Genomic DNA, 24,301 nt, shown 5'->3' with positions numbered 1-24,301 from the left:
AGGGGTCAGAAGGGGGTCGGGACGTGTCGGACCGGGAGGTCGGGCTGGGTGTAGCCGTCCGGCTTCTGGCGCTTGGGCAGGGTCACGTCCTGGTGCGGCAGCGGCTGGTAGGGCACGCTGGCGAGCAGGTGGGAGATGATGTTGAGGCGGCCGCGCTTCTTGTCGTCGGTGTTCGCGGTGTACCAGGGCGCCCAGGAGGTGTCCGTGGCGTGGAACATCTCGTCGCGGGCGCGGGAGTAGTCGTACCAGCGGCTGTAGGACTTGAGGTCCAGGCCGGAGAGTTTCCAGACCTTCCGCGGATCGTCGATCCGGTTCTGCAGGCGGCGGGTCTGCTCGTCGGGGCTGACCTCCAGCCAGTACTTGAGCAGGATCACGCCGGAGTCGACGATGGCGCGCTCGACCTCCGGAGTGGCCCGCAAGAACTGGTCGGCCTGCTCGTCGGTGCAGTAACCCATCACGCGTTCGACGCCGGCCCGGTTGTACCAGCTGCGGTCGAAGACGACGACCTCGCCGGCGGCCGGCAGGTGCGGCAGGTATCGCTGGATGTACATCTGGGAGCGTTCGCGATCGGTGGGGGCCGGCAGCGCGACGACGCGGAATACGCGGGGGCTGACGCGTTCCGTGATCGCCTTGATCGTGCCGCCCTTGCCCGCGGTGTCCCGGCCCTCGAACAGGATGCAGACCTTGGCGCCGGTCGACTTGACCCACTCCTGCATGGCGACGAGCTCGCCGTGCAGGCGGCGCAACTCCCGCTGGTACTTCTTCTCCGTGAGCCGGGCCCCGTCCACGTCCTTCTCCGCCACCAGCAGCTGCCCGTCCTGGCGGACCTTCCGGTCGTTCCTGCGCTTGGTCATGGTGCTTCTCGCTCTCGTAGGGGCCTGATTCGCCGAGTACGGGTCTCCGCAAGGACGGTGGCGGACCGGGGTCTGCCTGCGCATCCTCCAGCGGTGATGAAGAGCCCAGCGGCCGTACGGGACGGGACGGGCGGAGCCGAGCGATTCATCCGGTGCGAGCGATGCCGGTCCCGCCCGCCGCGGCGAAGCTGACCCCATCGAGAACCTCTCGGCCCGGGGGAGCGGCGGATGGCAGCGACGGACTCACCGATGCGAGCAAGCGGCGTAAACCGCCCGGCCGGCACGGGGGTGCTGCTGGCGGCGTGCGTGTCCGCGCTGGTGGTGAACGCCAACACCTCGGCGGTGACCATCCTGCTCCCGGCCATCAGCCAGGATGTCGGCGCGTCGGTCGACACCCTGCAGTGGGCGGTGACCGGTTACATGCTGGTCGGCGCGGCGGTGATCGTCACCTCGGGCGCGCTCGGCGACGTCTTCGGCCGGCGCCGGATCTTCCTGTCCGGACTGGTGCTGTTCGTGCTCTCCTGCGCGCTGATCGCGCTGTCGTCGGGGGCCGCCGGGGTGATCGCCGGCCGGATGATCCAGGGCGCGGCAGGCTCGACCATCCTGGCGTGCGGGATGAGCCTCCTCTCGGTCGCCTCGGCCGGAACCGGCCAGCTGCGCGCGATCACCCTGTGGGGTGCGGCCTCGGCGGTCGGCGCCGCCGCCGGCCCCCTGATCGGCGGGATCCTGGCCGGCTCCACCGGCTGGCAGGGACTGTTCTGGATCGACGCGGCGATCGCGGCGCTGTGCGTGCCGCTGACCTGGTCGACAGTGCGGGAGTCCCGGGACCCGGACCGGCCCCGGGAGATCGACGTGCTCGGCTCGGTGCTGGTCGCTGTCGCGCTGGTGCCGCTGGTCCTCGCGCTCAGCGAAGGCGGGGGCTGGGGCTGGCTGTCCGCGCCGACCATCATCTGCCTGGGCCTGTCGGTGTTCGGCGGTATCGGATTCGTCCTCGCCGAGCGGCACGCCACCGCGCCGCTGGTCGACTTGCAGCTGCTGCGCAACCGGGTGCTCGTCGGGTCGGCCACCGCGATCCTGCTCGTGGCCGGCGTGATCAACGCGCTGATGTACCTGCTCAGCCTCTACTTCCAGGACCCGGCCGGGTTCGGGATGACCGCGCTGCAGGCCGGCCTGGCCACGCTGCCCGCCGCCGCCGCGATGATCGCCATCACCCCGGTGATCACGCCCCTGGCCGTCCGGATCGGTCCCCGGTACGCCGTCGCCATCGGATTCGGGCTGGCCGCGGCCGGCTGTGCCACGCTGGCGTTCGTCGAACCGTCCTGGGAGTACACCGCGTTCGTGCTGCCGCTGATCGTGCTCTCGGTCGGCCTCGGCCTGGCCAACGGTCCCGCCTCGTCGGCGTCCACCTCGGCCGTCGACCCGGAACAGACCGGCCAGGCGTCCGGCATCTCGAACATGGCGCGGTACGTGGGCGGCTCCCTGGCGGTTGCCGCCGCCGGGACCGTCTCCACCGCGATCAGCGGCGGACGGGCCGACACCGGAGCGCCGGCCGCCGACGCGCTCGCCGCCGGACTGGCCGGCGCCGCGGTCCTGCTGGCGCTGATGTCGGCCGGCGGTGTCGCGCTGGCGCTGCTGCTGCGACACCAGCGGACCGAGCCGGCCACCGCCGTGCACCTGGCCGCGGCGGCCGCGGCCACCAGCCACACCATTCCGACCCGGCCGCTGCCGGCCACCTCCGGAGGACCCCGATGATTTCGTTCACCAGCAAGGACTTCGCCCAGCGGATGGAGCGCGCGGTCGCACAGGCGGCCGAGGCGGGCCTGCGCGGACTGCTCGTCACCCCCGGGCCCGATCTGACCTACTTCACCGGCTACCGCCCGACCGCGATCACCGAACGCCTCACCATGCTGGTGCTAGACGCCGACCACGACCCACGGCTGATCGTCCCGCTGCTGGAACGCCCGGACGCCGCCGAGTCGGCCGGCGCGGCAGCGGTCACCATCAGCGCCTGGGCGGACGGCACCGACCCGTACCCGGCGGCGGCCCGGCTGCTCGATCCGACCGGCCGCTACGCGATCTCCGACTCGGCGTGGGCGATGCACCTGCTCGGGCTGCAACAGGTGCTGCCCGGCGCGTCGTACGCCTCGATGACCGAGACGATGCCGATGCTGCGCGCGGTCAAGGACGCCGACGAGGTGGACCGGCTGGCCGCCGCCGCGGCGGCCGCCGACGCGGCGTACCGGGAAATCATCGGGATCCGGTTCGCGGGTCGCACCGAACGGGCGGTCGGTGCCGAGCTGGCGCATCTGCTGCAGGAGCACGGGCACTCACAGGTCGACTTCACCGTCGTCGGCTCCGGGCCGAACGGGGCGAATCCGCACCACGAGATGGGTGACCGAGTGATCCGGGACGGCGACATGGTGGTCCTGGACTTCGGCGGGCTCAAGGACGGCTACGGCTCGGACACCACCCGCACCGTGCACGTCGGGCCGCCGACTCCGGTCGAGAAGGAGGTCTTCGAGGTGGTCCGCCAGGCGCAGCAGGCCGCCTTCGAAGCGGTCCGCCCGGGCGTACCCTGCCAGGAGATCGACCGGGCCGCGCGGCGGGTGATCGACGAGGCCGGGTACGCGGAACGCTTCATCCACCGCACCGGGCACGGGATCGGGCTGACCACGCACGAGCCGCCCTACATCGTGGAGGGCGAGAAGCAGACCCTGATGCCCGGCATGTGCTTCTCCATCGAACCCGGCATCTACCTGCCCGGCCGGTTCGGGGTGCGCATCGAGGACATCGTCACGGTCACCGACGACGGCGGCCGGCGCCTCAACAACACCAGCCACGACCTGCAGATCGTCGCCTGACCCACCGCCTTTTCCCGCAAGACGCGCCACGGCCGATGGGGGTCGCCCGGGGCGTGCGGGCGCCGGCCGGTTGCGTTCGTCACCCCGGCCGGCGCCCCCCGAACGTTCTCGTGCGCTCCTGCCGAACCGGCCGGAACGGATGCCCGGTCAGGGGCGGGCTTCCAGGTAGGTGACGCCGGTCAACTCCTCGGCCGCCGCCCAGAGCCGCTTGCCGGCGGCCGGGTCGGCGGCCTCCCGGCTGAGCCGGGCCTCGGTGACCCGGCCCCGCGTCTCCCACAACCCGGCCGGGCCGAAGAACTGGCCGCCCCGCACCCCGGGGTCGGTCGCGGCGCGCAACTGTGGCAGCGCGCCCTGCTCCACCGGCTGGGTGGCCACCAGGCCGAGCCGCGCGATCAGCCGGCCGGCCCGGCCACGATGCTCCCAGGCGCGGGGAGTGAGGTTGGTGCGGGTCAGGCCCGGATGGGCCAGGGCGCTGACGACCGGCGACCCGGCGGCTCGCAGCCGGCGGTCCAGTTCGACGCCGAAGATCGTGGTGGCGAGCTTGGACCGGCCGTACGCGGCAGCGGCCCGGTAGTCACGCTCGAACATCAGGTCGCCGAAGTCCAGACGCGCGGTCTTGTGGGTGATCGAGCTGAGGTTGACCACCCGGGCGTTCCGGGCCGCGGCCAGGTTGCCGAGCAGCAGACCGGTCAGCGCGAAATGGCCCAGCAGGTTGGTGGCCAGTTGCAGCTCGAAGCCGTCGGCGGAGGTGCGGCGCGGGCCCAGCAGCACCACGCCGGCGTTGTTGACCAGCAGGTCGATCACCGGATGATCGGCGGCCAGCTTCGCCGCGAAGGCCCGCACGGACGCCAGGCGGGCCAGGTCCAGCTCCCGCACCTCGACGTCACCGCCGATCCGGCGGGCGGCCTCCCGGCCCGCGCCGGTGTCACGGACGGCCAGTACGACGCGGGCGCCGTGGCGGGCCAGCTCGGTGGCGGTGACCAGACCCAGGCCTGAGTTCGCGCCCGTCACCACGGCGACCCGGCCGTGCTGGTCGGGGATGCGGTCGGCGGTCCACGCTGTCATCTGCTTGCTCCTCGCGGTCGGTGCGGTAGGCCGTCGACGCTAGGAGCAATCCGGGCCGGCTCCCTCGTTCCCGGCTGCCTAGGTCCGCGAGACCTACCTTCGCCGCCGCGGGCCGCGGCACACTTGCGGCATGAACAGCCCCAATCCGTACGCGCGTGAGCTCGGCGACTTCCTGCGCGCCCGGCGCGGTCAGCTGCGCCCCCACGACGTCGGCCTGGAACCGGGCGGCCGGCGCAAGGTCACCGGGCTGCGGCGCGAGGAGCTGGCCCTGCTGGCCGGGTTGAGCACCGACTACTACCAGCGGATGGAACAGGGCCGGGACGTCCGACCGTCCGACGCCGTCCTGGACGCGGTCGCCGCCGCGCTCGGCCTCGACGACGAGGAACACCGTCACCTGGTCACCCTGGCCCACGCCGCGCGCCGGCCGGCGCCCGCCCGGGTGGACCGTGAGCCGGAACGGGTCCCGGACGGCACGCGGCGGCTGCTGCGGGTGATGGACACGCCGGCGGTCGTACTGGGCCGGCATCTCGATCTTCTCGACTGGAACCCGATGGCCGAGGCGCTGCTCGGCGACCCGGGCGGCTACCCGCCCGACCGGCTCAACATGCTCCTGCTGATCTTCGACGACACGCTGACCGGCGACCGCGGCTGCCCGGACTGGGAGCGGCAGGCCCTGGACTACATCGGCATGATGCGCGCCGCCGTGGCCACCGACCCCGTCCACCCGCGCGCCACCGCGATCATCGGCGAGCTGAGCATCCGCAGCGCCGAGTTCCGGCGGCTGTGGGCCCGGCACGACGTACGCGAATCGGTCAGTGGCTCCAAGACCTTCCGGGCGCCCGAGGTGGGCACCATCGTCCTGGACTGGGACACCTACCCGCTGCCCGGCAATCCCGGCCCGGTTATGCTGGTCTTCACCGCCGAACCCGGCAGCGCCGACGCGGACCGGTTGCGGCTCCTGGCGTCCCTGCACGCGACGCGGGTCACCGGCTGAGCGGGGCCGGCACCCCGGTCGCCCCGGGCAGCCAGAAAAGCCCGGCCGATGATCCGGCCGGGCTTTCGTGGCTGCAAGCGGGTCAGCTGAGCCAGGGGTGCTTCTGGACGAAGGGCAGCCTGCCCCAGGCCCGGCCGAGGCCCCAGGTGTGACCCGCGTGGGTGGCGGCGAGCACGATGGCGCCGATGGCGTAGATGACGTGGTAGTCGGTGATCGGGTTGGTGGAGCCGCTGGGCTCGCCGGTGCTGGTGTGCTGGGCGAGCGGCCATTCGGCGGCCCACATCATGGCCATCATGACGGTGGTGGCCGCGGCGGCGACGCGCATGCCGATGCCGAGGATCAGGGCCACACCGATGCCGAGCAGGCCGAGCATGAACGCCCAGTCGGCCCACGGGTCGCCGGCGATGCTGTGGAAGAAGTCCTGGAACGGGCCGACCTCGACGGCGGACAGGAAACCCTTCGTGGGTGATCCGCCGTTGACCCAGGCCCGGGCCGACGGGGTCGCGTAGCCGAATCCGAAGGTCTTGTCCAGGAACGCCCACAGGAAGACGAACCCGGTGGAGATCCGCAGCACGGCGAGGGCACGGGCGGCGGTCGTGGTGAGTACGGAGCCGGGCGCCTCGACGTGCTCGAGGTGCGCCGCGTGGCTCCGGCCGATGGTGGTCATCGTTCCTCCTCAATCTGTCTCTGCCTTGACTCTGCTCCCGTACGGTCCGCGGCACCCGGGCCGAGACACCCGACCGGCCGGGACCAAAGTCCCGTTCACGCTCCCCGCGTGCGGGCGCTCGTACCTCGGGCGCGAACGTCCGCCCCCGGTCACGCCCGGTCGTGAGCCGGTTCGACGTGGGCTGACCGGCCCGGGAACAGCAGGGTCTCGTGGCCGTTGTCCAGCCAGCGCACCCGATACGGCGGATGCCCGTCGGCCCGCCCCACCGCGGTGACGACGCCGACCCGGCACCGGCCGTCCACCCGGGCCGACTCGATGACGAGCCGGTCCCCGGGCCGGGCCCTCACGACGCACCTGCTGTCGCGCCGGGCTCGTGCACGATCGCGATCGGGCATCGGGTGTGGCGCAGCAGGTGCCGGCTCACCGAGCCGAACACCATCCCGCGTACGGCGTCCCGGCCGCGGCTGCCTACCACCAACAGTTGGGTGTCCTCGGCGAACGACGCCAGAACTCGCGCCGGGTCGCCACGGACGGCTTCCGCCGCGAGGTCCAGGTCGGGGAACTCGTCGCGGATCCGGTTCACCAGGGCGTCGAACGGTTCGCGTTCGGTGGCGGTCACCGTGCGCGCCGCCAGGGTTGCCCCCGGGCGGGTGGCCGGCCAGGTCCGGACGACCCGTAGCGCGACCTTGCGTCCGGCGGCCTGTTCGGCGGCGAACCGCAGGACAGCGGCCGCGGCCGGGGAGCCGTCGATGCCGGCGACCACGGGCGCGGTGTCCGGGATGTTGCCGCGGATCACCACGACGGGGCACTGCGCGTGCGCGCCGACCGCCGCGCCGACGGAGCCGAGCAGGCCGGCCAGCGCATGATGGTCGCGGCTGCCGAGCACGATCATGCCCGCCTGCTCCGATCGGCGGGCCAGCGCAGTCGAGGGCAGTGCCTGGATGGTGGTGGCAGTGACGGTGACCAGCGGATATGCCTCCCGCGCCGCGGCGACGGCCTTGTCGAGCATGCCGACGATGACCTCGTCGACGTAGCTGGCGGGCCGCAGCGCCGGCGACGGCACCATGCTGGCGGCGGGGGCCCAGACCGGCCACTCGTCCGCGTACACCAGTTCGGCCGGTGTGCCTGTGCGGTTCGCCTCGTCCAGCGCCCAGTCCAGGGCGGCCTGAGCGGCGGGCGACCCGTCGAAGCCGATGACGATCTTCTGCTCGCGCATGATGACGGGTCCTCCTCTCCGACGGCCGGCCCGGGACCACCTCCGCGATTCCGGTAGCCGGTCGTCTCCTCCTCGCATCACACGCCTGCGGCTTTCGCCCGGACAGGGCATTAGGTCCTGTCCGGGGCGGGACGCTTGTCCGGTGGGACCTCCGGACCTACTGGCCGCGAGGAGCGAAGGTAGGAGCTGACGTCAGGTGAGGACGCCGCTGATGCAGGTCAGCAGGTCGGCTTCCAGGAACGGCTTGCTGATCAGCGCGGCGTCCGGGTGGAGGGCGTGCTCGCCGGTGACGAACGGCTCGGCGTAGCCGGACATGTAGACCACGCGGATCCCGGGGCGCGCCGCGACCATCTGTTCGGCCAGTTGCTGCCCGTGCATGTACGGCATGATCACGTCGGTGAGCAGCAGGTCGATGTCGTCCTCGGAGTCCTCGGCCACCTTGAGTGCCTCCGGCCCGGTCGCGGCGGTCAGCACCCGGTAGCCGTTGCGGGTGAGGATCCGCTGGGTCACCGCGCGGAGCGCGTCCTCGTCCTCCACCACGAGGATGGTCCCTTGACCGTGGTGCCGCACCTGCTGCGACTTCGGGCCGGGCGCCGCCGGAGGTTCGTCGGTCTCGGGGAACAGCAGGGTGAAAGCGGTGCCGGCGCCCGGCACGGAGTCGATGGTGACGAAGCCACCGGCCTGCGTGACGATGCCGAAGACGGTGGCCAGGCCCAATCCGGTGCCTTCACCCGCCGCCTTGGTGGTGAAGAACGGCTCGAAGACGTGGGCGAGCACCTCGTCGGGGATGCCGGTGCCGGTGTCGGCGATCCGGACCCGGGCGTACCGGCCCGGCGGTGGTCCGGTGGTGGCAGCGCAGGTCTCCGCGATCTCGTGGTTGCCGGTGTGCACCGTCAGGGTTCCGCCGTCGGGCATGGCGTCACGGGCGTTGACCGCGAGGTTCATCAGCACCTGTTCGATCTGCCCAGGGTCCGCCAGCACGGGACACAGGGGTGACTCGTGTTCGACGTGCAGCTGGATGTGTTCGCCGAGGGTGCGTCGCAGCAGCTGCTCCACCTCGCCGATGACAGCGTTGAGGTCGAGCACCCGCGGCCGGATGACCTCCCGGCGGCTGAACGCGAGGAGCTGGTGGGTCAGCTCGGTCGCGCGTTTGCCGGCTCGCAACACCTGGTGCAGGTCGCTCGCGGCCTGCGGCCAGTCACCCTGCGGGTCCCGGGCGGCGGCCGCCTGTGCCTGCTCGATGACGAAGGTGGTGTAGTTCAGCATCACGGCCAGGATGTTGTTGAAGTCGTGGGCCACACCACCGGCGAGCTGGCCGAGGCTTTCCAGCCGGCGGGCCTGGTGCAGCTGTGCCTCCAGACGTTCCCGTTCGGCGGCGGCGGCCAGTCGCTGTGCCTCGGCTTCGAGCCGCAGGCGCTGTGCCTGCGCCTCGATGCGGTCGGTCACGTCGCGGATAGCGGCCGAGACGATCAGCCCGTCCTCGGTCTGCAGCGCCGACAGGCTGATCTCGGCAGGGAACTCACGGCCGTCCTTGTGCCGTGCCCGCAGCAGACCGCCGGCGCCCATCGGCCGAGGCCGGGGATCGTGGAAGTAGCGCAGCCGCAGCTCGGGATGGTCGGCCCGGGCGGCGTCGGGCACCAGGATCTCGATCGCCTGCCCCAGCAACTCGTCCCGGCCGTAGCCGAACAGGCGCTCGGTCGCCGCGTTGATCAACGTGATGCGGCCATCGGTCGTCACGCCCACCATCGCATCGGGCGCGGCCTCCAGCAGGTCCCGGAACTGTGCTTCGCGCCGCAGCCTGTCGGTCACATCGCGCACCGCCGCGACGACCAGCTGGAGCTGACCCGTGTCGATCGACGACAACGAGATCTCGGCGGGAAACTCGCGGCCGTCCTTGCGCCGGCCGGCGAGGGTCGCGCCGGCGCCCATCGGACGTGGCCGCGGGTCGGCCAGGTAGTCCTGACGGTGCCTCGAGTGCATGGCGCGGAAACGGTCGGGCAGCAGGATCTCGATGGGCCTGCCGACGAGCTCGCTCTGCTGGTATCCGAAGAGTTCGACTGTCCGGACGTTGGCCAGGACGATCCGGCCGTCGGTTCCCACCCCGATGATGGAGTCCGGCGCTGCCTCCAGCAACCCGACCAGCACGGCATCGGAGAGTTCAACCATCGAAACTCCAGTCGGCTTCTCTGCACAGGTCTGCCCCTCGTCACGAGTGCGGCTCCGGGCGCTGCCGCACAGCCGGTGGGGGCGCGACACAATCCTCCCCCTGAAGCCCCGGACCCGTTTCCGGTATCGGGAAATGCGGGTAGGCGCCGCCGCCGACCGGCTCCCGCGCCCGGACCAGATCACCCGTACGTCAGCGCGGCAGCACCGTCACGATTCCGCCGTCCAGTGTCGGGGAATACCGCCAAGTGGCGGTGCGGACCGCAGCAGATGACCGGCGAAAGGGTGGTGAGTGCGACGATGACCGTCGTTTCTGGTGTGGACCGGGATGAAGCCCAAGAAGCGGCAGACGATCAGGTCGTGGTTCATGCGTTCAGCGGCGGGTCGCTGATCCGGATCACCGGTGACCTCGACCTGTCGACGGCGGCGCGGCTGCGGGCGACGTTCGAGACGGCGCTGGCGAGCGACCCGTGGATCATCGTGGACCTGAGCCGTGCCGGGGTGACGGATTCGGTGGGCCTCGGTGTTCTGGTGGCGGCCCGCCACGGGGCACGGCGGCGTGGCGGTGACGTTCTGCTGGCGGCCGCGCCACCGTTCCTCGTGTCGTTCCTGCAGGCCGCACGGCTCGGCGGGGTCTTCACGATGTTCGACACCGTGCCGCAGGCCATGACGGCCACGCTCAGCCGGGGGACAGGGCCGCGATGAGGCGGACGCGCCGCGAGACGGGCTGTCGATCCGCTGGGCCGGGGCGACCCAGCTCTGCTGAACCGCAGGCCAGGGTCGTGAATCGCGGGGGCTGATAGGTTGATCTCAGGTGTGCCGGGAAGTCTGGTCGGCAGCGATGACGGCTGTCCGGATCCAGGAGAGGCACACCATGACCACGCTTTCCTGGATCGCTGTCGCGGTGTTCACCATGGCGTACGTGCTGATCGCCACCGAGAAGATCAACCGGGTGGCGGTCGCGCTGGGCGGCGCGTCGATCATGCTGGCGCTCGGCGCCACCGACGCGGAGCACGCGTTCTTCTCCGAGGAAGCGGGCATCGACTGGAACGTAATCTTCCTGCTGCTGGGGATGATGCTGATCGTCGGGGTGCTGAAACACACCGGCCTGTTCGAGTACGTGGCGATCTGGTCGGCGAAGAAGGCCCGCGGCCGCCCGTTCCCGATCATGGTGATCCTGCTGGTCGTCACCGGGGTGGTGTCGGCGGCCCTGGACAACGTGACCACGGTGCTGCTGGTCGCTCCGGTGACCCTGCTGGTCTGCGAGCGGCTCGGGGTGCCACCGGTGCCGTTCCTGATCGCCGAGGTCCTCGCGTCGAACATCGGTGGCACGGCCACCCTGGTCGGTGATCCGCCGAACATCATCATCGCCAGCCGCTCCGGGCTGACCTTCAACGACTTCCTCAGCGTGCTGGCGCCGTTCGTGCTGGTCGTGCTCATCGTGCTGGTGCTGCTGTGCCGGATCATGTTCAGGAAGGCTTTCCGGTACGACGCGGAGCGGGTCAAGCAGGTGATGGCGTTGCGGGAGTCCGACGCGATCCGGGACCCGCGGCTGGTGGTGATCAGCCTGGTGGTGCTGGGCGCGGTACTGGTCGCGTTCGGCCTGCACACGGTGCTGCACCTGGAGCCGTCGGTGGTGGCGCTGCTCGGCGGCCTGCTGCTGCTCGCGCTGTCGCGGCTGGACGCGACCGAGGTGGCCAAGGACGTCGAGTGGCCGACGCTGGTGTTCTTCGCGGGCCTGTTCGTCATGGTCGGTGGCCTGGTCGAGACCGGGGTGATCGACACCCTGGCCCGGTCGGCGACCGGCGCGGTCGAGGGCAAGCTGTGGCCGGCCACCATGCTGATGCTGTGGGCCTCGGCCGGCCTGTCGGCGATCGTCGACAACATCCCGTACGTGGCGACGATGAGCCCGATCGTCAGCGAACTCGTCAATGCCGAGGGCGGTCTCGGCAAGGCGCAGGTGCTGTGGTGGGCTCTCGCCATCGGCGCCGACCTGGGCGGGAATGCCACAGCGGTCGGCGCGTCGGCGAACGTGGTGGTGCTCGGCATCGCCGAACGAGCCGGTCACCGGATCAGTTTCTGGGGCTTCACCAAGTACGGGCTGGTCGTGACCGTGATCTCGGTGGCGCTGGCCGTCCCGTACCTCTGGCTGCGGTTCTTCTGATCAGAGCAGCACCCGGTCGAGCAGCCCGTCGAGGGTGATCGCGCCGGTCATCACCCGCTCCTTGTCGACGACGGCGACCAGGGGGACACCCGAGCGGGCCATCAGCGACGCGACCTCCAGCAGTGTCGCGTCGGCACTGACGGCGGGCAGCTCCGGGCGATTCTTCGGCAGCAGGTCGGCGACGGTGCGCTCACCGATGCCGGACAGGATGACGTCGGCGGCGGCCTCGTCGATCACCCGGGCCAGGGCCGGATCGTCCTGACAGTACGACGGGAGCGCCATCCGCAGGACCTGCGTGCCGGCCAGCACGGTCAACGGCCGGCCTTTCGCGTCGACCACGATGAGGCCGGGCAGGTCCTGCGCGGCGAGCACGCGGGCCGCTTCCCGGGCCGGCATGGTCTCGACCACGGTGCTCATCGACACCGCTACGTCCGCTGCGCGCATGGCCCGACGATACGCCCGGTCAGCTCGGGCAGGTGTGACCGCACGGGACCGTCGGCATGATCCATCGACGGCCGGCTCCCTGCGGCGATGCGGTATGTTGTGTGCCGGAGTGCCGGGAAGCCTGGTCGGCGATCATTTCTTGCTGACCTTCTCCGGGAGCCCGTTGTGCTGACACACCTGTTGTTCGCTGCCGCTCTCGCCGGCTTTGGCGATCGCTGTCGTGACGGTTCCCGCCTGGCGGCCGTTCCACGGCTCGCGAACCACCACGAACGGCAGGCGAGCGGTCGGCTTCGCGCGGCAGCACGCCGAGGGGGACACCCGCCGGAACTGGCTGCGCGCCGTGCCACACCAGGCCGGCCTCCCCGGTTCACCGATAGCCCAGCCGGGTCGCCCCCTCCAGCACGGTCTCCCGCGTCGCGGCGCTCACGGTGCCCCGGTCAGCGCCCGCGACATCGTCGCCATCGGGACACCCGCTTCCCGCGCGGCGTCCTGCACGGTGGTGCGTGCCAACGCTGATCCCCGTTCCCGGCCCGCGCACCCCGCCCGCAGCGCCGCTCCCGACGTGACGGTGGTGTCGTGGGGGAACTGGCGCGGGACCTCACCAATACGTGCCAGAGGGGTCCTGACCTGCGAAGATGATGTTGGTCGATGGTTAGCGTCGTGGCCATGCGTACCTCGTTGAGAACATGCGCCTTTGTGGCCGCCGCGGGGGCAGCCACGCTATTCATCACGTCTGCGCCCGCCGTCGCGGCGAGTTCGGGCTCCACTGCTCTGGTCGACGTCGCCGCCGACGGAACGCCGGGAAACGGCCTGGTCAGCTACACCGACATCTCCGCTGACGGCCGCTATGTCGCGTTCGTGTCGGAGGCGGACAACCTCGTGCCGGGTGATGCCGACAATGTCGCCGATGTCTTCGTCCGGGACACGGTCGGCGGCACGACCACCCTGGTCAGCGGCGCCCCGGGCGGTCAGCCGGCCAACGGGCGCGCCCACTGGGGTGTCGCGATCTCCGGCAACGGCCGGTACGTGGCGTTCACCTCGATGGCGTCCAACCTGATCGCCGGCGACACCAACAACCGGCCCGACATCTTCGTGCACGATCGCCAGACCGGGGTGACCACCCGGGAGAACGTCTTCACCGGTGGCCGCCAGGTCTCGGGGCCCAGCTTCTTCGGCACGATCTCCGACAACGGCCGCCACGTCGAGTTCCTGATAGGCGGAGGCGCCGACACCGACGACGAGGGAGTGCCGGTGGCCATGCAGACGGCGTTCGTCCACGATCGCCAGACGGGTCGCACCACGAGAGTCGGCCGGCCCGTCGGCGGCGGCCCCGGCCTGATCATGCTGGACGCCACCGTCTCGGGCAACGGCAAGCGGGTCGTCTTCACCGGCTGGGGCGACTGGCTGGGCGACGGCACGACCGGCGCCGGCGTCTACGTCTACGACCTGGCATCCCGGGTCACTGTCCGGGCGACCCGCCTGAGCGTCGGAAGTGCGGCCGGCACCAGCATCAGCCGGGACGGTGGCCGCGTGGGCTGGCACAGCGAGGACCGGCACGTGCCGGCCGACACCAACAGCCTGTCCGACGTCTACGTCCACGATCTGATCACCGAGGGGACCACTCTGGTGAGCGCCGGCCGAAGCGGCTCGGCCTCCGGCGGCGGCGCGGGCCGGCTGACCCGCGGCGGCCGTTACGTGGTGTTCTCCTCGACGGCCACGGACCTGGTCGCGAGCGACGCCAACGGATCGGTTGCCGACGTGTTCGTACGGGACCTGAACACCGGCCGGACGACCGCCGCCAGCGTGACCGCGACCGGCGCGACCGGCAACGGCGACAGTTCCAGCCCGGTCGCCTCGGCCGACGGCAGCCGCGTCGCGTTCCTGTCCAGGGCGACGGACCTCGGCGTCGATCCGGGCCACGGCCGCCCGCATCTCTATCTGCACTGCCTGCGCAACTGCTGACCCGCCCGTCCACAAGGCCGGCCGCCCCCGCTCCCGCGAGGCCGCGGCCGGCCGATCATGACGGTGGTGACGTGCCGCGCCACGGCCTCGCGCAGCGGGACCCGCCCGGCGAGCAGGACGTCCCACCGGCCGGTGTCCTCCTCGCCGCGGGTGATCCGAGTGGTCGCCAGGATCACCCCGGCGCCGAGCAGCACCGCGGTGAATGTGCCGACCCGCCACACCGTGAACCCGCCCGCGGTGTCCAGCCCCATCGGTGCGCCGAACAGGGTGCGGATGGCCGGGCCCCGGCGCCGCACCGAGCCCGGCGGTGACCGGTGACAGCGGCATCGCGGCGCCCGGGCCACGGCGGCGACGTCCACCCCGAACACCTCGGCCCGCCCGGCGGTCGGCCGGGCCGGGCCAGGCAACCACTGGTCGACGCGGATCGCCGGGAGCCGGGCGGCGTAGTGCGGCTGGTCAGGCCTCGGGGGTGGGTTTGGTTGCGGGAGTGCGGGCCGGGGTAACGCCGTACGCATGACGGAGTACGGAATCCATGCCTCTCATGAGCAGATCCCGCCCGCCGACCTGCTCGCCGCCGTGATCGCGGCCGAACAGCACGGCTTCGAGGCCGCGATGTGCTCCGACCACTTCTCGCCGTGGAGCAGCCGGCAGGGCGAGTCCGCTTTCGCCTGGTCGTGGCTCGGCGCGGCGCTGCAGGCCACGAACCTCTCGTTCGGTGTCGTCAACGCGCCGGGCCAGCGTTACCACCCGGCGATCATCGCGCAGGCGATCGGGACCCTCGGCGCCATGTTCCCGGGGCGGTTCTGGGCGGCGCTGGGCAGCGGGGAGTACAGCAACGAGCACATCACCGGGCAGCCGTGGCCGCGCAAGGAGGTGCGCGAGGCGCGGCTGCTGGAGTCGGTGGAGGTCATCCGCGGGCTGCTGGCCGGCGACGAGGTCACCCGGGACGGTCTGATCACGGTGGACCGGGCCCGGTTGTGGACCCGGCCGGCCGAGGCGCCGCCGCTGATCGGGGCCGCGGTGAGCACCAAGACCGCCGCCTGGTGCGCGGGGTGGGCCGACGGGCTGGTCACCGTCAACGCGCCGGTCGAGCAGTTGCGGGCGATGATCGAGGCGTACCGGGGCGCGGGTGGCCGTGGGCCGGTCTGCCTGCAGGTGCATCTGAGCTGGGCGCCGACCGAGGACGAGGCCGAGGCGATCGCGCACGACCAGTGGCGCAGCAACGTCTTCCGGCCGCCGGTCTGCTGGGATCTCGAGACGGTCGAGCAGTTCGACGTGGTCAGCGAGAACGTGACGGTGGAACAGGTCCGTCAGGTGGTCAACGTGTCGGCCGACCTGGAGGCGCACACCGAGAAGCTTCGTGAGTACGCGTCGCTCGGCTTCGACCGTATCTACCTGCATCACGTCGGGCAGGATCTGATGCCGTTCATCGAGGCGTTCGGCGAGAAGGTGCTGCCGGATCTGCGTCAGACCGGCCCGCAGGCGTAGCTTCACCGGCGACCGGCGCACTTCACGGTGCGCCGGTCGCCGTCATGCCGTCGGCGACGTCACAGGTCGCGACGCTGGAAGGCGAGAGCGGCCAGCATCAGGGCCAGGCCCGTCCACAGCGCGGCCCAGACGACGTACGCCGTGGTCAGGCCGGTCTGGCTCAGGAACGGCGGGGCGTCGAACCGCGGGCCGAGCTGGGCCGGGATGGTGGCGTCCTGCAACGCGTACATGGCGCCGTGCCAGAGACCGTCGGTGGGCAGCAGCACCCGGGACACGGTGCCGACCCGGGCCACACTCTCGTTGCCGAGCGAGTGCCCGACCATCCCGACCACCCCGGCGATCCAGGTGGCGCCGAACAGGCCGACCGCGGTGATCCCGGAGGCCATCGGGGAGATCACCGCCGACAGCAGCAGACCCAGGGTGAGCAGGGCGACCGCCTGAGCGGCGAGGAACACCAGGCCGGTGAACGGGCTGGGCGGCCAGTAGCCGATCGTCGCGTACACGATCAGCAGTTGCGCGAAGCCGGCGACCGCGACGAACCCGCCGGCGAACCCGACCAGGCCCAGCCACTTGCCGAGCAGCACCGCGAAGCGGGGCACCGGCCGCGCGAGCAGCGCGAGCGCCACCCCGGACTCGGCCTCCCCGGCGAGGGTCGGCCCGGCCAGGAACGCGCTGCCGAGCGCGGCGATCAGGCTCAGCCCGAACATCACCAGGTTCAGGATCACCGAGGCGACGACCTTCGACTCGCCGCTGGTGAAGTCGCCGAACTCGGCCTCGATGCGGGAGAACCCCCAGGCGCTCAGGCCCAGCAACACCACGGTCAGCAACGCCAGCGACCGCAGAACGCGCCGCCTCGCGGCCTCCCGCAGGGTGAGGGCGGCCATCGTCAGAACGGTCCTGATCACCGCCGGTCACCATCCGATTCTCCGGTACGCAGGATGTCCAGCAACCTTTCCTCCAAGGTGATCCGTCCCGGTTCCACGGCGTGCACCCGGACACCGAGCTCAACCAGGTCACGGACCAGATCGGGGACCGTCTCCGGCTTGGTGTCGGCGGGCAGCCCCACCACGTACGCGTCGCCCTCGCGCGTCACCTGCCCGGCCGCCGCCAAGCGACGCTGCGCGGCCGGCCCCACGTCGTCGAGGCGCAGCCGCAGCTCGCTCTGCCCGAGCAGCTCGGCCAGGGTGCCGGCGGCCGCGACCCGCCCCTTGTCGAGGATGACGACCCGGTCGCAGACCCGCTCCACCTCGCCGATCAGGTGCGAGTTGAGCAGCACCGCGATCCCGCGCTCCTTCAGCGACAGCACCAGGTCGCGCACGTCGGCGCGGCCGAGCGGGTCGAGAGCGCTGGTCGGCTCGTCGAGGATCACCAGGTCGGGGCGGGCGACGAGCGCGACGGCCAGGCCCAGCCGCTGCTGCATGCCCTTGGAGAACCCACCCACCCGGTCATCCGTACGGTCGGCGAGCCCGACCTGGCCGAGGCGTTCACGCTGCTCGGCGTCGGGGACCGCGACGCCGGCCAGCCGCACGTGCAGCGCCAGCACCTCGGCCGCGGTCAGCCACGGCTGGTACCGGAACAGCTCGGGCAGGTAACCGACCCGGGCCCGGGCACCCGGTTCGCTGCCGGGCCGGCCCAGCAGCATGATCTCGCCGGCGTCGGGGCGGACCAGGCCGAGCAACATCTTGATGACGGTGGTCTTGCCGGCGCCGTTCGGGCCGAGCAGGGCGAGGACCTCGCCGCGGTTGACGGTGAACGAGACCCCGTCGACCGCGACCTGCCGCCGGTAGCGTTTGCGCAGGCCGGAGGCCCACACGGCGGCGGAAGCAGGGACGGTCATCGGCCCTGCCCCAGGGTGCGGGCGACGTCGAGGACCTCGTCGGTGCCGAGCGAGCCGGCGACCGCGTTGATCAGGCCGTCACGGACCCAGAAGACGCCGCTGAACGCCCCGTCGCGGGAGCTGAGCACCAGCGCGGGCGCGCCGTTCACGTCCGCGGTGGAGCTGGTCTGCTCGGCGGAGCGGACGATCAGGGGCAGCGTGGTGCCGTCCGCGGAGAAGCGGCGCAACTGGCCGGCGACCGCCTCCGGGATGCCGGGCAGCGCGAGCAGGTAGTCGCGGGCCGTCTCGAACGGGATGCCCGACGAGTACGCCTTCGGCGCCGCGGCCCGGCCGACCAGCATCGCCGGGGCGCCCCGGGCCTCCCGCCACACCTGCGCGAGGCCGGGGCCGGCGGTGAGCCGGAACTTCGTGCCCTCCAGCCCGGCGGGCGGGGGAGGCAGTGGTTTGCCGGCGGCCTGCGCGGTCTGCCGGGCCTTGGCGGTGGAGAAGGTGAAGACGGCGACGGCCTGGTCACCGGCGTAGTAGGCAGGGTCGCCGGTCACCCCGTGCGGCAGTGCGGCGACCTCGGGCACGGCGAGGCCGGTGACCTGTTTCGCCGCGGCGGCGCCGGTGACCTGGCGTACCCGCGGGGCCTGCTCGATCACCACGGTGCCGTAGGCGGACAGGTCGGGCAGTTGCACCAGCTCGGCCGGGTCGACGGTGATCGGTGCGACCTTGTCGGCGCGGAACACCTGGAACCAGTCGGTGGCCGCCGCGGCGGTCGCCCCGGCCAGCAGGGTGACGGCGGCGAGCGCGGCTACCAGGGGGCGGCTGATCGTCGTACGGAAACCGGATCTGATGGGTTGTCCGGCGGGAGATGCCGGAACCGCGGCGGAAAGCCGGTGCCAGGCGGCCTCGACGTCGGCGTCGTCGACCTTGCCGATCTCGAAGGACAGCGACGCGGCGGCGGAGGCGGCGTCGCGCTCGGCGCCGGCCATCGCGGACCGGCAGGCCGGGCAGGCGGCGACGTGATCGCGGTCGGTGTCCGCGACGCCGTCCGGCTCGTCCAGGAGCCGGCGCAGCGTGCCGTCACTCGGGTGACGCATGGTTCAACTCCTTCCGGAGGGCGGATTCGGCGCGCCGGACCGTGGTGCCGACGCTGCCGGGCGAGAGATCGAGGGCGGCGGCGACCTCGGCGTAGCTGAGACCGCTGTGCCGCAGGACCAGGGCGACCGCCTGTTTCCGGGGAAGCCGGCGCAGAGCCTGCCGGACCCGGCGGCGTTCGTCGTTGGTGACCACCGCGTCGGCGACGTCGGGGCTCACCGTCTCCGGCCGGACGTCCTCCTCCCGCCGGGCGCGGCGGCGGCCGGACCGCAGATGGTTCAGGGCGGTGTGCGCGGCGGCGACACAGAGCCAGCCGATCGCCTCGCCGGCCGGCACTGCGGAACGGCCGAAGGTGAGGAAGACCTCCTGGGCCACGTCCTCCGCCTCGTGCCGGTCGCCGAGTACGCGGGCGGCGACTGCGACCACCCGGGGATAGGCGGTGCGGAACACCTCCTCCAGGTCGGCGCGCACCGCAGGATGTGTTCTCGCCACTGGCACCTTCCGTCCGACCGGCAGTGCGAGGGCCGGTGCTCTTCCGATCAGGTTCACATCACTGGAGCACCGCCGGGCCGCGCAATGTGACATCCCCATGCCACGACCGACCCGGCACCGCCTTCAGCTCAGGACGGATCTCCTGCTGGAGTTCCAACCTCCTTGACCGCCCTCTCAGGGGTTCGGGACCGGTTCCTGGTTTGCGGTGGGGCGGGGGAGGACTCCGTTCAGGATCAGGTCTACCGTTCCGGTCATTTCTTCGGTCAGGTCGAAGGGGGCGGGCTCCTCGCCGGCCCATGCGGTCAGGATGACGTAGTACGACGAGGCCAGGATCACGCCGACTCGGTCGGCGTTGACTGTTGAATCGATCTCGCCTCTGCGCTGGGCCTCGGCGAAGATGCCGGCGAACTCGACAGCGAGCGGTGACCGCTGCCAGGTGTCGGCCAGACCCGCCGAGCCGAGAATCACCGCGACGCTCTCGGGGCGGGATGCGTCACTGAGCGATCCCAACTCGGTGAAGAAGCGCACGAGGATCTCCCGCAACGACGACTCGGGGCCGCCTGCGTACGCGGCCTTGATCGCTTTCTCCCGGCGCCGCGTGGCCCACTCCCGCAAGAAGGACGCCTTGCGGGGGAAGTGGTTGAAGACCGTGGCCCGTGCGACATCGGCACGATCGGCGATGTCCTCCATCGTCGTTCCTTCATACGTCCTCTCGACGAACAACTGGATCGCGACGTCGTAGAGATCCGCACGACGTCGCTCCCGTTGACGGACACGACGGTCCGACGATGGCCGTTCGGGGTCGCCAGGGCTCGATGTGCGAGCTGTCACCGAATGCTCCCTTCCCTTACAGAGGTCGCCTGTGCTGTACTGCCCTTGTTGGACTCGAGTACAAAAAAATACTTCGGTCTGTTGTTGAACTTGAGGACACTCTACAACGGCAGGCCGTCGCACCCCGTCAGGAGAAGACCTTGAGCCAGTTCGCACCCCATGACGCGGCACCTGACACCACGTCGCCGCCCGCCACGTCCTACCTGACCGTCGGGGACGGCCGGATCGCCTACGAGGCAGCCGGCCAGGGGCCACTGGTCGTTCTGGCGCACGGGATGGGGCACAGCCGTCAGGCGTACCGATTCATCGCGCCGCGCCTGATCGCCGGCGGATACCGGGTCGTGTCAACGGACCTGCGCGGTTGTGGCGAGTCGACCGCGGCATGGCCGTCCTACACGCGCACCGACATCGCCGGTGATCTGCTCGCACTGATCCGTCACCTGGGTCATCCCGCCACCCTGGTCGGGCACTCCATCTCCGGGGGCGCCGCCACCATCGCGGCCTCCCAGGCGCCTGACCTGATCACCGGCATCGTCGAGATCGCGCCGTTCACCCGCGCGCAGGCCATGCGACTCGGTGACTTCCGGCTGAAGTCGTATCGCCGGGGCGCGTACCGGATGGCCGGCACGATGATGGGCAGCGTGCCGCAGTGGCTCGGTTACCTGGACCACGCCTACCCGGGGGCCAAACCCGCCGACTGGGCTGCCCGGCAGGCCGCTATCGCAGCCGATCTGCGTGAGCCCGGTCGGATGAAGGCACTCCAGGCAATGCTCAAGACCTCACCGGCCGACGCCGGGTCACACCTGGCCGGTGTGCGGTGCCCGGCCCTGATCATCGAGGGCTCGCTCGACCCGGACTGGGCCGACCCGCGCGCCGAAGGCGAGGCGATTGTCGCCGCGCTGCCGGCAGGCCTCGGCGAACTGGCCATGATCGATGGCGCCGGGCACTATCCCCACGACCAGTATCCCGACCGGACCGCGACGCTGATCCTCTCGTTCCTGCGAGCGAACGCCGATGTCTGAGTCGTCGAACGCCCCGGCCCTCACCGGCGCCCCGTCCCTCACCGCCTCGCACACCGATTCGCACGGCGACCCGGCCACCGGTGGGGCGGAGTTCTCCGGCGTGGTCACCGGCAGGCCCGCGATCTGGCTGCGTGTCGAAGCCCTCGCCATCGCGGCAACCGCACTCGTCGTCTTCGCGGCCACCGGAGAACCGTGGTGGCTGATCCCGGCGCTGTTCCTCGCCCCCGACCTGTCCTGGTTCGCCTATCTGGCAGGCCCGAAGGCAGGTGCCTGGGTCTACAACCTCACGCACAGCGCGCCGCTGCCGCTGGCTCTCCTGGTCGCGGGACACTTCTGGGATCACCACGCACTGATCGTCGCGGGTGTCATCGGACTGTTTCACCTCGGCGTCGATCGCGTCGTGAAATACGGCCTCAAGTACGACCACAGCTTCATCGTCACCCACCTCGGCGTGCACGGCCCTCACAAGCACCGATGACCACGCGGGCCTGCCCGGAGAGTTCCCGGTGTCGAGGCCCGCATCGGCGCGACCGGTGAGCGGAGCACGCTCAGCCCGGGATGATCCGGTCGCGCATCTCCTCGAGGGCGTCGGCCAGCTGGTGCACGCCGGGGGCCTCGACCGGATAGTGGCCCGCGTTCTGCAGCAGCACCAGTTCCTTCGGCGCGGCGATCCGGTCGAAGAAGCGGATGCTCAGCTCCGGCGGCGTCCACCGGTCGGCAGCCGGATGGGTGAGCAGGAACGGGCACGCGGTGAAGTCCTCAGGTTCGACGCTCGGCGTCGCCTGCAGGAAGCTGCGCAGGAAGCCGAGCGGAACCCGGCCGCCGCCACCGAGGCGGTCGGCCACCACGACCCGGACCAGCCCGGGATCGTTGGCGATGGCCCGCATGTCGGCCAGGAACCGGATCGGCACCCGCAGGTTGTCCGCGACCGGGGCGACCGTCCGCAGGGCGGGCCGGGCCACCGCGCCGAGCCAGCGGAACCGGGCGGCGTGCCGGCGTACGGCGGGGTCGCGGGTGTCGAGCAGGCAGGTGGCGCCGGCGGCTGTCACCACGCCGGAGCGGGCGGCCACCTCGTACGCGATCATCCCGCCCATGCTCGTCCCGAAGACGACCAGCGGACGCGGGTCGGCCGCGGCCTCGGCCCGGGCCAGGTCCACCGCGAAGGCCACCCAGTCGTCGTAGCGGACCCGGCCGGGCCGGCCCACGCGGGTACGGCCGTAGCCCGGCATGTCCGGGACCACCACCTCGACGCCGCGGGTGGCGATGGCGCCGGCCAGGGGCCACAGGGCCGCCGCGTGCGTGCCGGCTCCGTGGATCAGCAGCACCCGCAGCGGCGACTCGGGACGGCGTACGCGCTCGATGTGGGCCTCGACGTCCCGCCGGCGCCACCAGGTCGACTCGGGGCGCAGCGCCTGGTCCGGGCGCAGGTCGGCGGGCAGGAACGACGCGTACTGATCGCGCGGGTCGGTCATCTGCGGCCCCCTCGGGATCAGGTCACCCTAGGCGGCACCGCGCGGCCGGAGCAAGACGGTCGTCGATCAGTCTTGACGGCTGCCGGTATGGTCCGACGCTATGGGCGCGATCAAGCCGTGGCATTTGTTCTTCTGTCTCCTCGTGGTGCTGACGATCGTCGGAGTGGCGGTGGCCGTGGTCCGTGCGGGCCGGCGGAAGTAACGGCCCTCCAACGGAGTAACGGCAGGTCAACGCCCCAGTAGTTGCTGCCGGAGCACCGCGTTCAGCCAGGCCTCGGATCTGTCCAGCGGCCAGCCGAGGTCATCGGTACGGATGAAGTAGGCCGCGTTGCACAGGTGCAGCCAGAGAAGGTCGGCCGCCTGAGCCGCGTCCAGGCCGTGACCCAGCGCTCCCATGGCGGCCAGACGGTCCGCGGTCAGCCGCAGGCCGCCGCGCAGGCCGTCATGGGCGATCTCCATGCTCTCGCGGACGGCCGGTTCCTGCGGCGCGGCCGCGACCACCTGGCGCATCAGCGGCGACCATTGCTCGAACTTGGCTCGCGAGGCGGCGACGATGAGCCCGATCAGGCGCTCGGGATCGGTGGCGGCGTCGATGTCGGCGAGCAGCCGGGCGTTCTCCTGCGAATTCACGGCCGACACGATGAGCGTACGCAGCAGGCCGCTCTTGCCTCCGCCGACGGCGTAGACCGTGGCGGGAGCGACCCGCGCCGTGCCGGCGATCTGTTCCACCTTCGTCGCGAAGTAGCCCTGCTCGGTGAAGAGTGCCCGGGCGGCCTCGAGGATCGCCTGGCGCGTCAGCTCCGCGTACTCGGCTCGGCGGTTGGTCGGACGCGGGGCTGTGGTCATGCGGCCGATCTTAGAGGAACAGTCATCTGACTCACACCTTCTCATCAGAGTCCACTCTGATGATCATGCTACGGTCGGGTCTCACTCGATCCGAGGAGATCTCATGCACTACGTCTTCGTTCCCGGCGCCTGGCACGGTGGATGGTCGTGGCACCCCGTCGGCCACCGGGTGCGTGCCTCCGGTCACGGCGCCACCGCGCTGACGATGCCCGGCCTGAGCCTGGGAGACGATCCGGCCGGGCTGCGGCTGGCCGATGCCGTCGACCACATCGTGGCCGCCGTGGAAAGCCGCGATCTGCGCGACGTCGTTCTGGCCGGGCACAGCTGGGCCGGCATCCCGATCACCGGCGCCGCCCACCGGCTCGGCGACCGCCTCGCCGGCATCGCCTACTTCAGCGCCTTCATCCCGCGCCCGGGCGAGTCCATGGCTGCCGCGATGGGCCCGATGGAAGGCTTCATCCGGGACACGATCGCGGCCGCGCCGGACGGCACCATCGGCCTGGACTTCGACACCTTCACCCAGCGACTGATGCCCGGCGAACCGGAGTCGCTGCAGCGGCTCGTCTTCGACCAGCTGATGCCGCAGCCCGGCGGCTACCTGGTGGACGCGCTGGACCTGCCCGGGGTGGAAACGCTCGGTGTGCCGATCACCTACGTACTCGCTGAGGACGACATCTCGCTGGCCGCGCCCGGCCCGGAGCTGGCCGCCAGGGTCGGCGTGCAACCGGTGCTGGTCCCCGGTGGGCACGAGGCGCTGCTGACCCGGCCGGACGAGGTGGCCAAAGCCCTGATGGCACAGGTTCACGCCGGCGCCGGGCCGCTGACGTGATGCAGCCGCCC

26 protein-coding genes are annotated in these 24,301 nt (G+C 71.6%); 10 read left to right on the top strand and 16 right to left on the bottom strand.

Annotated elements, in window-relative coordinates:
• Positions 1 to 5: 5 nt before the first annotated feature.
• On the bottom strand, positions 6 to 854 hold the full coding sequence (gene ppk2, locus Acy02nite_RS25465) for a polyphosphate kinase 2 (protein ID WP_203744804.1): 849 nt from the start codon (positions 852 to 854) through the stop codon (positions 6 to 8).
• 228 nt (positions 855 to 1,082) lie between these two features.
• On the opposite strand from ppk2, the gene Acy02nite_RS25460 reads away from it, so the two are divergent.
• Both Acy02nite_RS25460 and Acy02nite_RS25455 read left to right on the top strand, forming a co-directional pair.
• Positions 1,083 to 2,606 (top strand): MFS transporter, encoded by a 1,524-nt coding sequence (locus tag Acy02nite_RS25460; protein WP_203744802.1) that lies wholly within the window; start codon positions 1,083 to 1,085, stop codon positions 2,604 to 2,606.
• Positions 2,603 to 3,715, top strand: a complete 1,113-nt coding sequence (locus Acy02nite_RS25455; RefSeq protein ID WP_203744800.1) for an aminopeptidase P family protein — start codon at positions 2,603 to 2,605, stop codon at positions 3,713 to 3,715. Before Acy02nite_RS25460 ends, Acy02nite_RS25455 begins: the two co-directional genes overlap by 4 nt.
• Positions 3,716 to 3,862: 147 nt before the next feature.
• Here the strand turns inward: Acy02nite_RS25455 and Acy02nite_RS25450 are convergent, their stop codons facing one another.
• Positions 3,863 to 4,780: an oxidoreductase gene (locus Acy02nite_RS25450; protein ID WP_203744798.1), complete on the bottom strand. Its 918-nt coding sequence runs from the start codon at positions 4,778 to 4,780 to the stop codon at positions 3,863 to 3,865.
• Positions 4,781 to 4,910: 130 nt separating this feature from the next.
• On the opposite strand from Acy02nite_RS25450, the gene Acy02nite_RS25445 reads away from it, so the two are divergent.
• Entirely contained in the window at positions 4,911 to 5,774 is an 864-nt protein-coding gene (locus Acy02nite_RS25445) for a helix-turn-helix transcriptional regulator (RefSeq protein WP_203744797.1), read from the top strand.
• 82 nt (positions 5,775 to 5,856) lie between these two features.
• Here Acy02nite_RS25445 and Acy02nite_RS25440 read toward each other — a convergent pair whose 3' ends face one another.
• The 4 genes from Acy02nite_RS25440 to Acy02nite_RS25425 form a co-directional block, all read right to left on the bottom strand.
• Positions 5,857 to 6,441 carry a DoxX family membrane protein gene (locus tag Acy02nite_RS25440; protein ID WP_203744795.1) on the bottom strand — a complete coding sequence of 195 codons (585 nt, stop codon included), beginning with the start codon at positions 6,439 to 6,441 and terminating at the stop codon, positions 5,857 to 5,859.
• A gap of 149 nt (positions 6,442 to 6,590) precedes the next feature.
• Entirely contained in the window at positions 6,591 to 6,788 is a 198-nt protein-coding gene (locus tag Acy02nite_RS25435) for a DUF1918 domain-containing protein (protein ID WP_203744793.1), read from the bottom strand.
• Entirely contained in the window at positions 6,785 to 7,657 is an 873-nt protein-coding gene (locus Acy02nite_RS25430; RefSeq protein ID WP_203744791.1) for a universal stress protein, read from the bottom strand. Before Acy02nite_RS25430 ends, Acy02nite_RS25435 begins: the two co-directional genes overlap by 4 nt.
• Positions 7,658 to 7,849: 192 nt before the next feature.
• Positions 7,850 to 9,823, bottom strand: coding sequence for a PAS domain S-box protein (locus Acy02nite_RS25425; RefSeq protein ID WP_203744789.1), 1,974 nt, complete (start codon positions 9,821 to 9,823; stop codon positions 7,850 to 7,852).
• Between the two features lie 357 nt (positions 9,824 to 10,180).
• Here Acy02nite_RS25425 and Acy02nite_RS25420 point away from each other — a divergent pair, with 357 nt between their 5' ends.
• Complete coding sequence (locus Acy02nite_RS25420; protein ID WP_203744787.1) at positions 10,181 to 10,525, top strand: STAS domain-containing protein; 345 nt, start codon at positions 10,181 to 10,183, stop codon at positions 10,523 to 10,525.
• A gap of 169 nt (positions 10,526 to 10,694) precedes the next feature.
• The gene (locus Acy02nite_RS25415) at positions 10,695 to 11,984 is read left to right on the top strand and encodes an ArsB/NhaD family transporter (RefSeq protein WP_203744785.1); all 1,290 of its coding nucleotides are present in this window, start codon (positions 10,695 to 10,697) and stop codon (positions 11,982 to 11,984) included.
• On the opposite strand, the gene Acy02nite_RS25410 is transcribed toward Acy02nite_RS25415, so the two are convergent.
• Both Acy02nite_RS25410 and Acy02nite_RS47260 read right to left on the bottom strand, forming a co-directional pair.
• On the bottom strand, positions 11,985 to 12,428 hold the full coding sequence (locus Acy02nite_RS25410; protein ID WP_203744783.1) for a CBS domain-containing protein: 444 nt from the start codon (positions 12,426 to 12,428) through the stop codon (positions 11,985 to 11,987). It lies immediately after the preceding gene.
• A 132-nt stretch (positions 12,429 to 12,560) separates the two neighbouring features.
• Entirely contained in the window at positions 12,561 to 12,695 is a 135-nt protein-coding gene (locus Acy02nite_RS47260) for a hypothetical protein (protein ID WP_264653334.1), read from the bottom strand.
• A 399-nt stretch (positions 12,696 to 13,094) separates the two neighbouring features.
• Here Acy02nite_RS47260 and Acy02nite_RS25405 point away from each other — a divergent pair, with 399 nt between their 5' ends.
• Positions 13,095 to 14,390, top strand: coding sequence for a TolB-like translocation protein (locus Acy02nite_RS25405; protein WP_203744781.1), 1,296 nt, complete (start codon positions 13,095 to 13,097; stop codon positions 14,388 to 14,390).
• Here Acy02nite_RS25405 and Acy02nite_RS25400 read toward each other — a convergent pair.
• Positions 14,363 to 14,905: a hypothetical protein gene (locus tag Acy02nite_RS25400; RefSeq protein WP_203744779.1), complete on the bottom strand. Its 543-nt coding sequence runs from the start codon at positions 14,903 to 14,905 to the stop codon at positions 14,363 to 14,365. The genes Acy02nite_RS25405 and Acy02nite_RS25400 overlap by 28 nt on opposite strands.
• On the opposite strand from Acy02nite_RS25400, the gene Acy02nite_RS25395 reads away from it, so the two are divergent.
• Positions 14,904 to 15,878: a TIGR03885 family FMN-dependent LLM class oxidoreductase gene (locus Acy02nite_RS25395; protein WP_203744778.1), complete on the top strand. Its 975-nt coding sequence runs from the start codon at positions 14,904 to 14,906 to the stop codon at positions 15,876 to 15,878. The two genes, Acy02nite_RS25400 and Acy02nite_RS25395, sit on opposite strands and share 2 nt — an antisense overlap.
• Positions 15,879 to 15,937: 59 nt before the next feature.
• Here the strand turns inward: Acy02nite_RS25395 and Acy02nite_RS25390 are convergent, their stop codons facing one another.
• The 5 genes from Acy02nite_RS25390 to Acy02nite_RS25370 all read right to left on the bottom strand — a co-directional run bounded on the left by Acy02nite_RS25390 (position 15,938) and on the right by Acy02nite_RS25370 (position 20,121).
• Positions 15,938 to 16,783, bottom strand: coding sequence for an ABC transporter permease (locus Acy02nite_RS25390; RefSeq protein WP_239175201.1), 846 nt, complete (start codon positions 16,781 to 16,783; stop codon positions 15,938 to 15,940).
• A complete protein-coding gene (locus Acy02nite_RS25385) occupies positions 16,780 to 17,715 on the bottom strand; it encodes an ABC transporter ATP-binding protein (protein ID WP_203744776.1) in 936 nt (311 codons plus the stop codon). The genes Acy02nite_RS25390 and Acy02nite_RS25385 overlap by 4 nt, the downstream gene beginning before the upstream one ends.
• Entirely contained in the window at positions 17,712 to 18,800 is a 1,089-nt protein-coding gene (locus Acy02nite_RS25380) for a hypothetical protein (RefSeq protein WP_203744774.1), read from the bottom strand. Before Acy02nite_RS25380 ends, Acy02nite_RS25385 begins: the two co-directional genes overlap by 4 nt.
• Positions 18,784 to 19,290 (bottom strand): RNA polymerase sigma factor, encoded by a 507-nt coding sequence (locus tag Acy02nite_RS25375; protein ID WP_239175200.1) that lies wholly within the window; start codon positions 19,288 to 19,290, stop codon positions 18,784 to 18,786. The genes Acy02nite_RS25380 and Acy02nite_RS25375 overlap by 17 nt, the downstream gene beginning before the upstream one ends.
• 174 nt (positions 19,291 to 19,464) lie before the next feature.
• Positions 19,465 to 20,121 (bottom strand): TetR/AcrR family transcriptional regulator, encoded by a 657-nt coding sequence (locus tag Acy02nite_RS25370; protein WP_203744770.1) that lies wholly within the window; start codon positions 20,119 to 20,121, stop codon positions 19,465 to 19,467.
• Positions 20,122 to 20,261: 140 nt separating this feature from the next.
• Here Acy02nite_RS25370 and Acy02nite_RS25365 point away from each other — a divergent pair, with 140 nt between their 5' ends.
• Entirely contained in the window at positions 20,262 to 21,143 is an 882-nt protein-coding gene (locus tag Acy02nite_RS25365; RefSeq protein ID WP_239175196.1) for an alpha/beta fold hydrolase, read from the top strand.
• Positions 21,136 to 21,621 (top strand): DUF4260 domain-containing protein, encoded by a 486-nt coding sequence (locus Acy02nite_RS25360; protein ID WP_203744766.1) that lies wholly within the window; start codon positions 21,136 to 21,138, stop codon positions 21,619 to 21,621. Before Acy02nite_RS25365 ends, Acy02nite_RS25360 begins: the two co-directional genes overlap by 8 nt.
• A 70-nt stretch (positions 21,622 to 21,691) precedes the next feature.
• Here Acy02nite_RS25360 and Acy02nite_RS25355 read toward each other — a convergent pair whose 3' ends face one another.
• Positions 21,692 to 22,615, bottom strand: a complete 924-nt coding sequence (locus tag Acy02nite_RS25355; RefSeq protein WP_203744764.1) for an alpha/beta fold hydrolase — start codon at positions 22,613 to 22,615, stop codon at positions 21,692 to 21,694.
• A 228-nt stretch (positions 22,616 to 22,843) separates the two neighbouring features.
• Complete coding sequence (locus tag Acy02nite_RS25350; RefSeq protein WP_203744762.1) at positions 22,844 to 23,461, bottom strand: TetR/AcrR family transcriptional regulator; 618 nt, start codon at positions 23,459 to 23,461, stop codon at positions 22,844 to 22,846.
• Between the two features lie 103 nt (positions 23,462 to 23,564).
• Here Acy02nite_RS25350 and Acy02nite_RS25345 point away from each other — a divergent pair, with 103 nt between their 5' ends.
• A complete protein-coding gene (locus tag Acy02nite_RS25345) occupies positions 23,565 to 24,290 on the top strand; it encodes an alpha/beta fold hydrolase (protein ID WP_203744760.1) in 726 nt (241 codons plus the stop codon).
• The last annotated feature ends 11 nt before the right edge of the window (positions 24,291 to 24,301 follow it).

Source organism: Actinoplanes cyaneus, from assembly GCF_016862095.1.
Taxonomy (GTDB): Bacteria; Actinomycetota; Actinomycetes; order Mycobacteriales; family Micromonosporaceae; genus Actinoplanes; species Actinoplanes cyaneus.
The sequence above is the reverse complement of the archived record's forward strand: the minus strand, read 5'-3'. Positions and strand labels throughout refer to the sequence as shown.

What these genes read in the sequence shown, in the direction of transcription:
- Acy02nite_RS25425 (WP_203744789.1), bottom strand. Translation starts at nt 9,823, where the DNA reads ATGGTTGAACTCTCCGATGCCGTGCTGGTCGGGTTGCTGGAGGCAGCG.
- Acy02nite_RS25395 (WP_203744778.1), top strand. Translation starts at nt 14,904, where the DNA reads ATGACGGAGTACGGAATCCATGCCTCTCATGAGCAGATCCCGCCCGCC.
- Acy02nite_RS25450 (WP_203744798.1), bottom strand. Translation starts at nt 4,780, where the DNA reads ATGACAGCGTGGACCGCCGACCGCATCCCCGACCAGCACGGCCGGGTC.
- Acy02nite_RS25345 (WP_203744760.1), top strand. Translation starts at nt 23,565, where the DNA reads ATGCACTACGTCTTCGTTCCCGGCGCCTGGCACGGTGGATGGTCGTGG.
- Acy02nite_RS25360 (WP_203744766.1), top strand. Translation starts at nt 21,136, where the DNA reads ATGTCTGAGTCGTCGAACGCCCCGGCCCTCACCGGCGCCCCGTCCCTC.
- Acy02nite_RS25400 (WP_203744779.1), bottom strand. Translation starts at nt 14,905, where the DNA reads ATGCGTACGGCGTTACCCCGGCCCGCACTCCCGCAACCAAACCCACCC.
- Acy02nite_RS25350 (WP_203744762.1), bottom strand. Translation starts at nt 23,461, where the DNA reads ATGACCACAGCCCCGCGTCCGACCAACCGCCGAGCCGAGTACGCGGAG.
- Acy02nite_RS25410 (WP_203744783.1), bottom strand. Translation starts at nt 12,428, where the DNA reads ATGCGCGCAGCGGACGTAGCGGTGTCGATGAGCACCGTGGTCGAGACC.
- Acy02nite_RS25460 (WP_203744802.1), top strand. Translation starts at nt 1,083, where the DNA reads ATGGCAGCGACGGACTCACCGATGCGAGCAAGCGGCGTAAACCGCCCG.
- Acy02nite_RS25405 (WP_203744781.1), top strand. Translation starts at nt 13,095, where the DNA reads ATGCGTACCTCGTTGAGAACATGCGCCTTTGTGGCCGCCGCGGGGGCA.
- Acy02nite_RS25455 (WP_203744800.1), top strand. Translation starts at nt 2,603, where the DNA reads ATGATTTCGTTCACCAGCAAGGACTTCGCCCAGCGGATGGAGCGCGCG.
- Acy02nite_RS25355 (WP_203744764.1), bottom strand. Translation starts at nt 22,615, where the DNA reads ATGACCGACCCGCGCGATCAGTACGCGTCGTTCCTGCCCGCCGACCTG.
- Acy02nite_RS25430 (WP_203744791.1), bottom strand. Translation starts at nt 7,657, where the DNA reads ATGCGCGAGCAGAAGATCGTCATCGGCTTCGACGGGTCGCCCGCCGCT.
- Acy02nite_RS25385 (WP_203744776.1), bottom strand. Translation starts at nt 17,715, where the DNA reads ATGACCGTCCCTGCTTCCGCCGCCGTGTGGGCCTCCGGCCTGCGCAAA.
- Acy02nite_RS25440 (WP_203744795.1), bottom strand. Translation starts at nt 6,441, where the DNA reads ATGACCACCATCGGCCGGAGCCACGCGGCGCACCTCGAGCACGTCGAG.
- Acy02nite_RS25415 (WP_203744785.1), top strand. Translation starts at nt 10,695, where the DNA reads ATGACCACGCTTTCCTGGATCGCTGTCGCGGTGTTCACCATGGCGTAC.
- Acy02nite_RS25380 (WP_203744774.1), bottom strand. Translation starts at nt 18,800, where the DNA reads ATGCGTCACCCGAGTGACGGCACGCTGCGCCGGCTCCTGGACGAGCCG.
- ppk2 (WP_203744804.1), bottom strand. Translation starts at nt 854, where the DNA reads ATGACCAAGCGCAGGAACGACCGGAAGGTCCGCCAGGACGGGCAGCTG.
- Acy02nite_RS25445 (WP_203744797.1), top strand. Translation starts at nt 4,911, where the DNA reads ATGAACAGCCCCAATCCGTACGCGCGTGAGCTCGGCGACTTCCTGCGC.